The sequence below is a fragment of the Brevibacillus reuszeri genome, from assembly GCF_001187725.1.
Lineage (GTDB): Bacteria > Bacillota > Bacilli > Brevibacillales > Brevibacillaceae > Brevibacillus > Brevibacillus reuszeri.
Map to the genome: position 1 here is coordinate 451987 of NZ_LGIQ01000002.1, position 14034 is coordinate 466020.

The 14034-nt window shown below is 42.8% G+C and carries 15 protein-coding genes; 4 read left to right on the top strand and 11 right to left on the bottom strand.

Annotated features, from left to right (window positions below; all coding sequences use genetic code 11):
- The first annotated feature begins 71 nt into the window (after positions 1-71).
- Positions 72-1028: a helix-turn-helix transcriptional regulator gene (locus ADS79_RS02665; RefSeq protein ID WP_049736856.1), complete on the top strand. Its 957-nt coding sequence runs from the start codon at positions 72-74 to the stop codon at positions 1026-1028.
- A gap of 74 nt (positions 1029-1102) precedes the next feature.
- Here ADS79_RS02665 and ADS79_RS02670 read toward each other — a convergent pair whose 3' ends face one another.
- Both ADS79_RS02670 and ADS79_RS02675 read right to left on the bottom strand, forming a co-directional pair.
- Positions 1103-1933: a hypothetical protein gene (locus tag ADS79_RS02670; protein WP_049736857.1), complete on the bottom strand. Its 831-nt coding sequence runs from the start codon at positions 1931-1933 to the stop codon at positions 1103-1105.
- 76 nt (positions 1934-2009) lie between these two features.
- Complete coding sequence (locus ADS79_RS02675; RefSeq protein WP_049736858.1) at positions 2010-2435, bottom strand: VOC family protein; 426 nt, start codon at positions 2433-2435, stop codon at positions 2010-2012.
- Between the two features lie 252 nt (positions 2436-2687).
- Here ADS79_RS02675 and ADS79_RS34075 point away from each other — a divergent pair, with 252 nt between their 5' ends.
- Entirely contained in the window at positions 2688-3101 is a 414-nt protein-coding gene (locus ADS79_RS34075) for an AraC family ligand binding domain-containing protein (protein ID WP_084765571.1), read from the top strand.
- On the opposite strand, the gene ADS79_RS02680 is transcribed toward ADS79_RS34075, so the two are convergent.
- The 4 genes from ADS79_RS02680 to ADS79_RS02695 all read right to left on the bottom strand — a co-directional run bounded on the left by ADS79_RS02680 (position 2999) and on the right by ADS79_RS02695 (position 6777).
- A complete protein-coding gene (locus ADS79_RS02680; protein ID WP_049736859.1) occupies positions 2999-4189 on the bottom strand; it encodes a copper amine oxidase N-terminal domain-containing protein in 1191 nt (396 codons plus the stop codon). The genes ADS79_RS34075 and ADS79_RS02680 overlap by 103 nt on opposite strands.
- Before the next feature lie 169 nt (positions 4190-4358).
- Positions 4359-4880 (bottom strand): ankyrin repeat domain-containing protein, encoded by a 522-nt coding sequence (locus tag ADS79_RS02685; protein ID WP_049736860.1) that lies wholly within the window; start codon positions 4878-4880, stop codon positions 4359-4361.
- Positions 4881-5016: 136 nt separating this feature from the next.
- Positions 5017-5439 carry an NUDIX domain-containing protein gene (locus ADS79_RS02690; RefSeq protein WP_049736861.1) on the bottom strand — a complete coding sequence of 141 codons (423 nt, stop codon included), beginning with the start codon at positions 5437-5439 and terminating at the stop codon, positions 5017-5019.
- A gap of 6 nt (positions 5440-5445) precedes the next feature.
- Positions 5446-6777, bottom strand: a complete 1332-nt coding sequence (locus tag ADS79_RS02695) for a serine hydrolase domain-containing protein (protein ID WP_236699861.1) — start codon at positions 6775-6777, stop codon at positions 5446-5448.
- 127 nt (positions 6778-6904) lie between these two features.
- Here ADS79_RS02695 and ADS79_RS02700 point away from each other — a divergent pair, with 127 nt between their 5' ends.
- Positions 6905-7663 carry a WecB/TagA/CpsF family glycosyltransferase gene (locus ADS79_RS02700; protein WP_049736862.1) on the top strand — a complete coding sequence of 253 codons (759 nt, stop codon included), beginning with the start codon at positions 6905-6907 and terminating at the stop codon, positions 7661-7663.
- Between the two features lie 43 nt (positions 7664-7706).
- Here ADS79_RS02700 and ADS79_RS02705 read toward each other — a convergent pair whose 3' ends face one another.
- From ADS79_RS02705 to ADS79_RS02725, 5 genes are all read right to left on the bottom strand, one after another.
- Positions 7707-8522, bottom strand: coding sequence for a hypothetical protein (locus ADS79_RS02705; protein WP_049736863.1), 816 nt, complete (start codon positions 8520-8522; stop codon positions 7707-7709).
- A 23-nt stretch (positions 8523-8545) separates the two neighbouring features.
- A complete protein-coding gene (locus ADS79_RS02710; RefSeq protein ID WP_049736864.1) occupies positions 8546-9706 on the bottom strand; it encodes a leucine-rich repeat domain-containing protein in 1161 nt (386 codons plus the stop codon).
- A gap of 311 nt (positions 9707-10017) precedes the next feature.
- Entirely contained in the window at positions 10018-10386 is a 369-nt protein-coding gene (locus tag ADS79_RS36520; protein ID WP_141260876.1) for a DUF6713 family protein, read from the bottom strand.
- A gap of 301 nt (positions 10387-10687) precedes the next feature.
- The gene (locus ADS79_RS02720; RefSeq protein WP_236699862.1) at positions 10688-11266 is read right to left on the bottom strand and encodes a hypothetical protein; all 579 of its coding nucleotides are present in this window, start codon (positions 11264-11266) and stop codon (positions 10688-10690) included.
- 93 nt (positions 11267-11359) lie between these two features.
- Complete coding sequence (locus ADS79_RS02725; protein WP_049736865.1) at positions 11360-12262, bottom strand: hypothetical protein; 903 nt, start codon at positions 12260-12262, stop codon at positions 11360-11362.
- A 532-nt stretch (positions 12263-12794) separates the two neighbouring features.
- Here ADS79_RS02725 and ADS79_RS02730 point away from each other — a divergent pair.
- On the top strand, positions 12795-13967 hold the full coding sequence (locus tag ADS79_RS02730) for a protein kinase family protein (RefSeq protein ID WP_049736866.1): 1173 nt from the start codon (positions 12795-12797) through the stop codon (positions 13965-13967).
- Positions 13968-14034 lie beyond the last annotated feature (67 nt).

Consider the following 14034-nt stretch of genomic DNA (forward strand, 5'->3'; position numbering starts at 1 on the left):
CAATTGTTGACAACTGATTGTCAGGAATAGAAAGATAAGGAGGAGCAGTAGAGAGGAATCGGAGGTGTGAGATGAGGTTACATCGTTTGATCGCGATTTTACTTCTGATCGAGTCAAGAGGGCAGATGAAAGCAAAGGATCTCGCAGATGCTTTGGAAACTTCTGTCCGTTCCATTTATCGAGATGTGGATGTACTGGCTGAAGCAGGAATTCCGATTGTATCCAGATCAGGCCCAAATGGAGGCATTAAGCTGATGGAGGGATACACGGTCAATCTGAAGCAGCTGCATGGCGAGGAAGTGATTCATCTCTATCTGACCGGAATGGGCATATATGCAGGAGGGCAGACAGAGACCGGATTGAAGCTAAAAAATGCACTGTTAAAACTGGAAAAAACGATGCCAGATGTATATCTTTCCGATATCGAGAAAGCAAAAACACGCTTTTATTTTGATGATACGCCCTGGTGGTCAGAGCGTGCGAGCATGCCGTGCTTTGAAACATTGCGAGCAGCTGTATGGCGTTCGTGGAAGCTGCGTATTAGTTATCAAAAGGTAGGTGGTGATCGTTCCACACGCCTTGTGCAACCGTATGGACTTGTCGTGAAAAAAGCAGACTGGTATCTCGTAGCTTTTTGTGAGGACATAGGGGAACTACGAACGTTTAAGTGTGAGAGAATCATGACAGTGGAGCAGGTGGAGGAAGCATATACGATTCCGGAGACTTTTTCACTAGAAAGGCATTGGAATGAACAAGGGCAGCTCTTCAAGCAAGAGTGCCAGGCGAAGGAACTGTATCCTGTCACGATCAAGCTTCCTGTGACGAAGCGGGCGCTAATGGACAAGCTGGACGTAATGAAATCCCAGCAGGTGGAGGAGTTCTTTTTACTAACGATCAACCTGTACAGTTACGAAAGAGCCTGCCAGGATATTGTCGATTGGCTCGGACAGATCGAGGTAATTGAGCCGGCTCAGCTACGAGATTTTGCCAAAGAAAAGGTCAAGGAATTGCTACGCCTGTACACGTAAAAAGGGCGGGTCCGATGGCACCTGCCCTTGTGGTACTGTATAAAAATCGCGTAAATCCCGAACCTGTTATGATTTTAGGTGTACTCAAAACAAATGACGGCTTTCTTTAGCTCCTGATCGTAAAATAAATGGACAGAGCCTGCGCCATATGCCTGGAATAAGTATCCTGTCAGAGAACCTATGTAAGTAAATACTTCTCCGTTTTCCTTGAGAGGACGATGTATGAGGTTGGTGTTTTCAAACTTGCGCATCTCCTCGATGGATACGTCGTATTTCTCCATGAAATCCCGGGTCTCATCGGACTGAAACGCAACATCGTCCAGAATGCCATTGATCTCGGGATACGAAAAACCCCAACCATCTGTTCGCTTCTTTTCGATGTCTGCGATTAGGCCATCAACAGAGTCAAAGGTATCTCCAATGCTGGAAAAGGGATAAATGCCTTTCGTGAGTTCGTAAAACTGCTTGCGACTGTTATAGTCATTTTCGTTTTGAATATAGGCTTGCGCAAGTTCGCTTAATTGACCAAGCTCTCTTTTAAGCCGTAAATATTGCTTGTCTTCTGCTGCTTTTAATTGTGCATACTCTGCTTCCTTTTGTTCTTGTTGATTCAAGAGGAAGTAGTTCCAATCTGCCTCGAATGTATATTTTCCATTGCTGACATCAAAGCCCAGCATATCCTCTTTGGTGTAGGTGGTATGGTACTCCTGTGTGTCTTCACCTACACAGCCTTCATAAATCTCCTTTACGGATACGATATGTAACCATTCATCCTGCTCGGGAAATACACACTGCAAGTTGATGGAGCATATGGGCAGGAAGTGCTTTTTGCAGTTTTCGAGATCATCGGCAAAAACGTCTTCATAAGCGGGAAATGCTTTGATACACGATTCAGGAATATTCATCTTTTCTGAATCCTCCTTCTAGGCGTTAAAAAACGACTCTGATACGATAGAGGCGATCAGAGCCGTTGATTTGAAATTACTGGTTGCCCTCTGTGAAAATTTGGAACGTGATGCCGAACTTGTCCTTCAGATTACCATATGCAGGGCTAAAATGAGTTTCTTGCAACGGCATAAGTACTTGACCGCCATCTTGCAAGGCATCAAAAATTCGTTTGGATTTCTCAACATCATCAGATACGATACAGATGGTTACATGATCACCTTTTGGAATCGATTGACCAGGGAATGAATCAGAGAACATCAAGTCGGAATCGCCTACTTTTAACGAAGCGTGTGCCACACGGCCTTTTGCTTCGTCTGGAAGAGGGAAATCAGGGTTTGCAGGCATGTCAGCGAAGGTTTGAACAAAAACGACTTTGGCATCCAATGCTTTTTCGTAGAATGCAATCGCTTCTTTCGTTTCTCCATCCAGCACAACATAAGGGGTCAGGCGCAATGACATGAGTAAATCCTCCTTGGTCACTCTGATTTAGGGTATGTTAGCAGTTTCATATACCAATATTACCCACAAGTTTATTTTAATACACGGAACGTATGTTTGCAATTGTTTTGTAGTGCTAGAACAGCGAGAAATCAGTCAGTAGAGGTGATAGACGCAGTGCAGGACTTTTATCGATTGAATTACGCAGAAGAAATACATGTTGGAGATATGCCAGGTTGCAATGAGTATCAGCAGTGGCTCTCTTCGTAGGGCTTGTTTGTAGTCGCACATGGCAAGGCTGAAGTGACGATCGGCCTCTATACATATCAGGTAAAGCCAGGAACCATTCTGTTTATCAATCCCGAGCAGCCAATAAAAGTTACAGCAGCGTCAAACGAATCACTTCACTCCTACCTCATCACGTTTGATATTTTAACGAAAAGAGAGCAAACAGACACTCCGATCATATACGATGCACGTAAAACAGAGTGGCTGGTGGATGGCAAGCTAACAACGGACTACTCGCAAACCACCGAGCTGATCGGTGGTTCTCTCTGTTCATGGATAGACGGAAGAAACGGATTTTATTGCGTGTCTGCGTTTGCTTCCGTCGTGGCCGAAGCTTCTGTATTTTCCATGGCTTCCTTGTCGATGATGATCACTGTACCTGTTTCCGGTTCCCACTGAACGTCAGCATTCAACGCCTCGCTTACAAAACGGCTTGGCACCACTGTTGTTCCGTCGATCAGTGTAGCAGGAATATCGAGCACTTTTTCTTTTCCGTTAACGTAAGCGATCTTGTTGTCAATGATGAGCTTCACGACAACACCGCCACGGGTGACGGTAACGGATTTATCTGCCGGATTCCAGTTAACCTCGGCCTTCAAAGCCTCAGAAATGGAACGGAACGGCACGAGCGTTCGACCATTGTGCAAAATAGGGGCGGCTTCCAGCTCCTCGCCGTTCACATACAGTCCCAGGTTTTGCTTGCCCAGCTTTTTATACAACAGCCCAAGCTTCTTGTAGGCTGCAATGTCCTTGTAGTTCGCACGCAAAGCTTCCTTGCCGATTGATGCTGCATCTGTCAGATTCCCGTCCTTTTCCAGGATTCCGGCAGCCGCCCACAGTGCAGCATCCTTCTCAGTGACGTCTCCAAGCTGTTTCTGCTGGTCCAGCGAGAGGAGCATTTCGTATTTGGCTTTGAGCATTTCAGCAACCGCTGATCCGGCAGGCTTGTCCTGCACAAGCTCGATTGCTTTCAGCAGACCTTCGTATTTTTTATAATTGCCGTATGTATCGGACTTCAAGGACGCTTTTTTAGCAGCTTTCTCTTCTTCCTTCGCTTTTTTGGCGGCTTGCTTGTCTAACTCTTCTTGCGCTTTATTCGCTTCCTTCGCGGCTTTTTCAGCTTGCTTTTCTTGCTCTTCCTGAGCTTTTTTCACTTCTTTGGCAGCCTTTTCGGCTTGCTTTTCTTGCTCTTCCTGAGCTTTCTTTGCTTCTTTCGCCGCTTTTTCAGCTTGCTTTTCCTGCTCTTCTTTGGCTTTTTTTACTTCTTTCTCAGCCTTTTCAGCTTGCTTCTCTTGCTCTTCCTTGGCCTTTTTTGCCTCTTTCTCGGCTTTTTCCTTCTGCTTCTCTTGCTCTTTCTTCTCGTACTTATCGGATGCTTCCGAGTTTTTGCCAGACTCTTTATATTTGTCTGACTGGGCTGCTGCTGTGCCTGTTACTAGACTGGTTGCCAATAAACAGGAGACAGCAATCATGTGACTTTTTTTCATATGATTCCCCTCCTTATGATGACTCCCATATATAATCGGACAGTTGCAGATAATTGTTTAGGTAATTAATTCGAATTTTACAAAATAATCATCGAGATCGTGAACAGTAGACTAAAAAAGAGAAAGGCTTCGTACCTTTGAGGTGTTCGAAGCCTTTTATGTGCATTCATCAGTCTTTTGCGCCGTTTTGACGCAGAAGCTCGGCGACAGCATGGTTTCCTTTCTTGCTGGCGAGAGATAAGGCGGTTTCGCTTTCCACTACACAAGCATTCACGTCTGCCCCGTGTGCGAGCAATAGATGAATCAGCTCGACATTGTCGTCGTGAAAGGCAGCTGAATGCAAACACGTATGACCGTTACTATCGAATATCGTCGTCTTGGCATTGCGGCTCAAAAGCAGTTGAATGACGTCGGGGTCACGCTCTCCGGCGATAGCTGCATGCAGGGCGGTATTGGATGGGATAAAAGAGATTTTGGAATGGGAAACGGCATTTATGTCAGCGCCATGATCAAGCAACAGCTGCACAGCATCCTTGTTTCCAAAATGCGCTGCATAGCCTAGAAGAGTTAGTCCATCGCTGTTTTCGATATTGGCCAGGTCAGGATGAGCTTCCAATATTGCAGATAAGCGCTCCGTATCACCCGATTGTGCTGCTTGAAACAACTCCTCAATCAGTGGGGTCAGTTCCATTTTCTTGTATCCTCCTTTTGGGCTTGGGAATGAGTTGGCACTTTGAAAGCCGACCTTTAGGCAAATGGCGGTTACCGACATATCTATCTGGAGGAACAGCGGCTTTGGTTCCTGTAGCCGAAACGCTGCTTGTCTACTACATGCCTTTCTTTTTCAAACTATCGATAGCTGGCAACATAAAGCATGCCAGATTCTCAGGCAAATGATTGAGGGGGAACCATTTCAAATCCCCGATGGCTCCTTCAGGCTCCATATTGCGAGCTTCTCCGCTTTTCACTGTAACGGCATAGATCGCAGACACCCAATGCTCGTTATTTTCAGGACGTATCGTTTCCGATGTACAGAGTAGCTCTTTAATTTCTACCTCAAGATCTACTTCTTCTTTTATTTCGCGAATCACGCAATCCTCCAGTTTTTCATAAGGATCAACCTTGCCGCCTGGAATACACCAGGTGTCTTTTTCGGGATTTCGATTGCGCCATACGAGCAAAATCTCATTTTGTTCATTCAGGATTACTGCCCCGACTCCCAGTCGAGGGAGGGTAGTTGTCGTAGTCATTTGTTATCACCTATCTTTTTCGTGTCTTGGTAGCTGATCTGTCTTGTGAAGCTGATGCTCTTTGCCATAGCAGTCTGTATATACAAGACCTGCTAGCTCACCTGCTTTTGAATAAGAAAAAACAAGCTGTTCATTGATCATTTCGGTAACCAAAATCGTGCGCAAAGAATCATGATGAATGGGGACGAGCTTGAACTTATATAATACACCGTACATTTTGGGAGTAGTCAAATAGAGCGCGTTGCTTTTTACAGAAATGTCCAGTATTGTCCGCGGCTCCTTTTCAATAAAATAGGAACCCGTCAAGGCAGCTTGCTCGGAAAAATCGATAGGACGCGCAGGAAGTGGTAAGCTCACATTTTCCTGAAAAATGATGTTGGCTATCTCTCGGCTTAGATGAGATACAGGGGTGACATTCATATTACTTAGAAAAATAACTGTAGCCTGATCATCCACAAAACGGAGAAAATCGCTACAATAGCCACTAATATCGCCAAAATGATGCGTGCATTTTTTCCCAGTAATCGTAGATACCAGCCAACCACATGCATAGGAACCAAGATAAGGGGTGAACAATTGCTCCAACAGCTCCCTAGGGAGCAGCTGTGGTGAGCGCAAGGCCTTGTCCCAAATAAACAGATCCTCCGTTGTCGAATACAAGCCATATGCTCCTAAAGGAAAAGACATGTCTGCATACGCAGAATGAATCGGTTCTTCCCAAAAGGAGTACCCGGAAGCCAGATTCGGGATGATTTTTTGGCCATCATCGCAACCCGTATGATTCATTCCGAGTGGATGACAAATGTTTTCCTGAATGTAATCTGCATAGGACATGCCTGATACCGCTTCGATAATCGCCGTTAGAATGGCATAGCCGGAGTTTGAGTAGTCAAATCTGCTTCCCGGTTCAAAATGCAGAGGATGTTCTTTCAAGGAAGAGATCAGTTGATGCAAAGAGGAAGGCAGCCTCATGGTGTGCGACCAAAAGTCAGGAAAACTAGTGTAGTTTGGAAGCCCTGATGTATTCGTCAAGCAATGATAAAGAGTGATTCGCTCACCGTTTGGAAACGCAGGCAGATACTTATCGATGGAGTCGAGAAGCTTCAATTTTTGTTTTTCATGCAATTGCAAAATGGCAACCGCAGTGAACGCTTTTGTCAAGGAGCCGATGCGGAATTTGGTTGTCAATGTATTGGGGACATGATGCTCCCAATTTGCCAAACCGAAGCCGCGATTAACGATTATCTCATTGTTTGCTGCGATCAATAGAGACCCGTTCAGATAACCATTGCGATCGTAAGCTTCGATCCAATCAGTGATGCGATCCTCAAGCAGCATGCGAGTGATCCTCCCGAATATTACCAATTCTTTTACCTTCTCTATCATAACAAATTGTTTTGGGTAAGACTTACATTCGGCGAATGTGTTAAAATTCTTCTAATTCGCATCGATGAAAGGTGATCATATGGAAGGCTCAGTAACGATTTTAGGAGTACCTTTTTCCAAGCTAACCCTCCATGAAACCACACAGCAACTGACAGAGCATATTCAACAAGAATCGTCCAAGCTGTTTCATCTCATCACGGTGAACCCCGAGATTACCATTACGTATCAAACGGACCAGCTGCTGCAAACGATTGTCAAAGAGGCAGACTTGATTACTCCGGACGGGATCGGGATTGTGATGGCTTCCAGACGAAAAGGCGAGCCGATTACGGAAAGAGTGACTGGCTATGATTTGCTGCTTCGCCTCTTGGAAGAAGGCAATGAGCGTGGGTGGAGCTTCTTTTTTCTGGGGACAGATGAAGACACGAACCAAAAAGCAGCCGAGGAGGTTAGCAAGCAGTATCCGAATGTTGTGATTGCGGGTCGTCATAACGGTTTTTTCAATGAAAAAGAAGAGAGTAATCTACTTCAAACGATCCAGGAAACCAAGCCAGATGTGCTGATCGTGGCGATGGGAGCTCCCTACTCTGACAAGTGGATTTATAAGCATAAACATCTGTTAAATGGGGTCAAGGTTGTTTTTGGTGTAGGAGGAAGCCTGGACGTCCTCGCAGGTAAAGTAAAGGCTACGCCAGAGATGTGGAAAAAACTGAATCTGGAATGGCTTCATCGGCTGATTACGGTTCCTGTTGCCAAGGGACAGAAATCACGCTGGCGCCGACAAACTGCCATACCGAAGTTTGTTTACCGTGCAATTATTAAGAATGAAAGCTTATAGTGAGGAAGAACGCAAAAAGAGGGGAGCAGTTCCCCTCTTTTTGCTATCGAGTCTCTAACCGCACAATGCGTCTTGCACTGACATCACAATCAAAATCTCCGTCGCTACTCATCAGCTCTTGAATGACCTCGTCCCGGTAATGCGGGGAAATGGGCAGGACTCCAAGGATATGATAGCCTCCATGTGCAGCAGTTCCACCGTCGCCGCCTTTGGAAATGACAGGGGAGTTCACCAGCTCAAACAGATAAGGCTCGTAAGCCATGTACAGTCCAAAACGATTCGGCTTTTCGAGGTCGGAGTAATACCGTTTTTCACGACAAATGTTTACGATCAAGTCTTCATTTATATGCTCACTAAAAATCCGCTGAGTTCCGCCTCCACACAGATACTCCCATTCATCCTCTGTCGGCAATGAGAAGCCGTGCAGATCAATGTCTTGTGAGATAGCGTAGTAGTTAGCCAAATGCCCAGGCTTTGAGACAATCGGTTGCACATTTCTTTCTACCAGCATCGGAGCGATCACAGCATCTCTTCGCGGTGAAAAGACGCTTTGCAAGTAGTCAGTAGCGCTTTGGGAAATGCCTGCTATTTCAAGCTCTTTTTCGATAGCAGACAAGATGATTTCATCGCGCATGTCTGCCTCGCTCCAACCTAAAGTGACTTTGCTGCCTGGAATAAAAATGTATTCTTTCCCATCCAGTTCAAACAGCCCGGTAGTGAAATTTCCGCTAACCGAAGGAAAGGTTTCGATTGTTTTGAACGAAAAAGCATGACCGTTAGATCCCTCTAATGACTTCAACGCTTCTGTTTGACTAGCGGTATCCATGGTTGTCCAGTACTCCAAGTGAAAAATGCTCATGATAACTCTTTTCCCGCCTGTCTTTAATACGTTTCATATGCAAGTTCGCTGTTTATTTCAAGATTCTGCGAAAAAGCAACGTAAATGATTAGCTGCCCAGCTGGTGTATCTCCAGCATCGAAGCCTATTTGAAATGTGCTGTCCTTATCAAAAGCAAGCTCGGACATAACTAACTCGTTCACATCCTCGTCAGGGTGCATATTGGCAATCAGGTCCAGCGCTTGATCACTCAGCTCGTCAAATTGCTCCCAGACTTTCTGGATAATCGGTGACAGCCGTTCCATATCCGCTTTTGTGGAGGCATCTGTTGTAACATGAACCTCTTTCCCCTTATAGAGAAGCATGGAGCTATAAGTAGAAATCGAGACATCGTATCGAAAAGTGCTGATCCCGTTGACCATATAGTCTGGCTCGACGATGAGATTATTGGTGTAATTCATTTTCGTGAGCTGTGGATTACGACTCGTATCCAGCTTTGAGATTTTGTTTTCCGAGCAATAGAGCTCTTCTAAGCGGGCATTTTGGCTGAGGTCCAAATGTGTGATGTGATTATTGAAGCAGCGCAAGCTTCGCAATGCCGTATTGGCAGTCACGTCCAGGCTGGTAAGATGATTGTGATTGCAGCGGATTTCCACCAAATCAAAGCAGCGCTTCGTGTTCAAGCTGATCAAATAATTGTTGCCGCAATCAAGGTGTGTAAGCTGTGTGTGTTGATCCAGTTTCAATTCAAACAAGGAGTTGTAGCTGCAGTTCAGTTCTTTGAGATTCGTATTTTGAGCGAGCTGCAATTCTGAGAGAATGTTCCAATAACAGACTAGCTTGGTGAGCATGATGTTTTGACTGACATCCAGATGCCGAATCCGGTTAAAACCGCAATCCAGTGTTTCCAGCTTGACATTGCTCGTCAAATCCAAGGAATGAATTTCGTTTTGGTTACAGTTCAGCTCTCTCAATTGTAGATTGTGACGGATATCCAGAGAGGTCAATTCGTTGTACGAGCAATCCAGCTCTTCAAGAGAGGTAAAATGCTCAATTCCCCGCAGACTTGAATAGCTGTGGGTTGCCAGAGACAATGAGACAATTCGCTCTACATCGCGCTTCTCAATCCAGTCCCGATTTTCGCAATAGGTTTCCAAAATGTATGCTTTAAAACGCTCGTCAATAAAATCCGCGGTAATATTCATTGCCATCCTCCTTGGGCAAATAAAGCCATGTGCTTGGCGATTTTTCCAGCCCTGATAACGCTCTGTAATAATTGGCTCGATCCGATGATAGTTTTCCAGCGAATCCTCTACATGGTAGATCGTCGGCAAGCCGGCAGCCAATACTTTTGCAAAATCAACCGCTGTATAGTCATCGGTGCCCTATTTTAATTATAGGTTGCTGTACTGAAAAGGGCAGGGGCTTTTTACCTGCTTTCTTGTGAAATTGGGAATTTGTGGGGTGGAAGGGAGCCTGCTAAATAGAAGAGAGGGAACAGTCCCCTTTTTTCATTTCACTGTGAAAATATGCTTAACGTAAGATGCAAGACTCCCAAAATACCCATTGGATAGATGATTAATCTGGAGTACATATTCGTAAAATTGTTATTCGGATGCTTCTCAAAGAAAAAATGGAGTATGGAGTGAATAATGAAAAACACATCGATAATAATGAAGGCTATCATTTGGTGGCTTATAAATGAAAATAGCAAGATCGCGTACAGAGGAAGATGGAGGATCGTAAATGTTTTAAAGGCGCGGTCATCATCCATATCTTTGAGAATGACAAACAGTTTCCATTCTTTCGCTCTTATAGCATCCATTTCGTGCAAACAGAAAAGAGCAAAATTAATAGAAAAAATAACGAGTAAGATCGATGACAAAATTGCTCACCTCTTCCATATTATTTTACTTAAATTAAAGCACGGTGAAATCGTCGAAACAAATGAAAATATGGTGAATATTTCCATGGTGATTTCTATGGCAAAACCAGTATTTACAATTAAATGAAAAAGGCTAAACTCCCGTTACATCAAGGGATTTTAGCCTTTTCTTTTTCAACTATTTTAACGTCAACAGCGTAACTACTTCCACATATGACGAGTAGACATTGTTAACACAACATTTTAATGGGCCCGAAGTAATGATTTCACGTCTATCCAATCAGAAAGTGTCGACCTGCAGTCAGGGAGCAAAGACTTCCGGATTATCGTCTCGCCAGGCGCCTATACAGCCGATTAAACAGGCCGTGTAGCTTCTCATCACGCTATCAATCTCACTGTTCGCATATTCAATTGCGATATTTATACCCGGCTTGCGCCATGCCAAAATTCGACCGGAAAATGCAGGCCAGTCACATTCTTCATCCAGTTCAGGTTGACCATATGCCTTTATAGACTCATCTGGTGTTGAGCTCATCGTGATTCCCTTGGGAAGGTATCCTGGAAACGGAGCTTTAATTCTATCATCCGACCCGGGCGCAAGAAAATGTATGGCTCCAATGATCCATTCATCTTGATTTGTATATGTAAGACCAGTTATATCATTTATTTTTGGTGCGCGATAAATATCGATGCGTATCGATGATTTCACAGACCAAATGATATCGTCGTTGAAATAGCTATTCGGAGTTGGCATTCGCTTGACACCGAATGATTGCAGCAAAGCTTGAACATTCCTGGGATTATACGGATGACCAAGCATTTCAATGAGCTGTTCAGATGGTTCTTTCATGTTTATATCCATTCCTTTCGCTTCGCTCAAGACACACCACGTGATGAAATGGTTATGCGTTGAGCGAAAATTTTATCTGAAAATAACTGTCCCCTTTGTCTCCTCCAAAAAAACTCTTTGTATCTAATAAGCTTGAATTCCAAATTTCAGTAACTTCTTAGGAAATACATCATCTAAGTTTTGAATGTCTATATCCGTTAACTCAATTAGATTAAATCCATACTTTCGGTATATTTCTAGTTTCGTTTTTTTTCTTTCAATATACTTTGCATCATTTTCAAGCCCCCAATACTCAATGTAGACTTTTCCAACAGGAAGATAGAAATCACAATATACATCTTCTTCAATGGGGAGTTTTCGCTCATATGCATGGACTATTTCTGACATATAGAGCCAATTATCAATTAACATTTCTGCCTTTGACCTAACGAAGTGTCCATCAGCAGATCTATGTTTTGCCTGAAATTTATCCCGAAAACTTGTATCGATTTCATCGATCGATTCTGCCTTCTCTTCAAAAAATTCTCCATGTATTTGCTTAAAGGTCTCGTTTAGGCTTTTATTGCTTAAAATGCTTTCCGGCCAAGTTACATAAGGAATGCCGGTTTTTTCATACTCTAATTGTTTTCCACCAATACTTTCACCTAATTTAGTTAATACCCATCCTTTTCTATCCTTCTCTAACCAGCCAAGTTCTGAGAGAATTGGATTAATTCGCAACTTTGATACCTTAAGGATTTGGCTCAATAAAGTAGCATTTAAATATTTTGTGTCTGTAGCATTAGCATTAGTTCCTTTCATAGACTCAAGCTCGTAAATTATAGTGTCAGGCCAAACCACCCAAGTTCCTCGTAATGAATCTGATCTAAATTGTCCACCTTTGTCTTTACCGGTATTTGTTAGTGTCCAAGCGTCATTAACTCTTTCCATCCATCCAATTTCGATTAAGTACGCAAAAAGTTCGCTTGTGGAAACGCCCATCAGCTTAGAGAGAGCTGTTGTAGAGATATATTTCTGGTTACCCATTTTTTCCTCCTGCGAAATATATGTAAATTATTTTATAAATCGTGTAATTAAGTAGATAGTTCAAATTACCTTATTTCGCCAAAAATATTCCAGAACCTCCGAAAAGCGACAAAAAAAGAAACCTGACTACGTCAGATTTCAAGAAACTTTCTTTGGTTTGTCATTTTAAAAAAATTTCTTCGAACGAATATTTTGGTTTACGTTAGCTCCTAAACAAAAAATGTTCATTTCGCGTATTGATGTGGTCAAATATTTCCATCTAGAAGCATAACGAGCAACAGCTGCTATGCTTCCCATACCTGTGGTTTCGTAACTTCGTTAAGAAAAATAGCCTTCGCTGTATCAGCTTCCACGACCTAGGCTCTGCCGACCAAGCCTCGGACAAGTTTGAAAATCTGTTTTCGCTTGCTGCTAAAAGGGAAGAGACAAAGATGTTGGGTTAAAGAGGCCCAACGTCTTTTCATAATGCACATGCATGCAAACATTGACCCTATAATTGACTTCGCGTTATATTTTGATTGGGGGTGATACAGTGAACATAGAAAACTATATTGAAGCTCAGTATAGAGAACTGCTTTCTAACAGCACAATAAACGCAGAGTTTTCAGAATTATATATTGGTCTAGAACATGCAAGATTACGCGAAATATTGGCAACACTTCACTTTGATTTTATTTCTTTATTTAGAACTATGAATGAGCGACTTCCTACTAATGATTTTAGTGCTCATTTCTGGGCAGACCCAAGCCGGAAGCTATTAAAAACTATCGAAATAACATTAGGCTTGTATACTGCTCTCAAAAACACAAAACTCGCTTTCGAGATAACTGAATATTATTTTGTGCTAATGAAGAAATGTCGAGATTTTTTAAGTTCAAGCGGCGGAAGCTCTCTCCCCCCGCATATGGAGAAAATAGATTTATATTATACAATCCCACTTTTTACTCCGAACAGCATTGTAACAATAGACCATCCTCAAACAACAAGATCATTCTCACTAAAACAAATTGGGAATGGTTCATATGCCAATGTTTACAAGTATCGGGATGCGTTTTATGATAAAAATTTCGTATTAAAACGGGCAAAAAAGGAATTAACACAAAAAGAACTCGAAAGATTTAGACGTGAATTTTACGAGATGAAAGAATTTTCGTCACCCTATATTCTTGAAGTCTATCAGTACGATGAAGCCAAAAACGAATATATAATGGAATACATGGACTATACTCTTGACAGTTTCATTCAAAAAAATAATTCATCTTTGTCAATAGGGTTACGTAAGGGTATTGTAAATCAAATTTTGCGGGCTTTTGAATATATCCATTCAAAGGATAGGTTACATAGGGATATTAGTCCTAAAAATATTTTACTGAAAGAGTATCACGATATACATGTTGTGAAAATCGCTGATTTCGGTTTAGTCAAAGTCCCAGATAGTTCACTTACGACTTCTAACACTGAATTTAAGGGTTACTTCAATGACCCTTCTCTTGTGGTTGATGGATTTGATACTTATAGCATTCTACATGAAACATATGCCTTAACAAGGATAGTGTATTTTGTGATGACAGGAAGAACCAATACAGACTCAATACCTGAGTTGAAGTTACGAGAGTTTGTAAATAAAGGGCTACATCCAGATAAATCAATGCGTTTTAAAGCGACAACTGAAATGGTACAGGCTTTTCGGACTATTTCTTCATAAAATCAACATGGGCGCGATAGCCATTAAAAGCCGTCGCGCCCCGCCGGATATTGACACCAAGACCCTA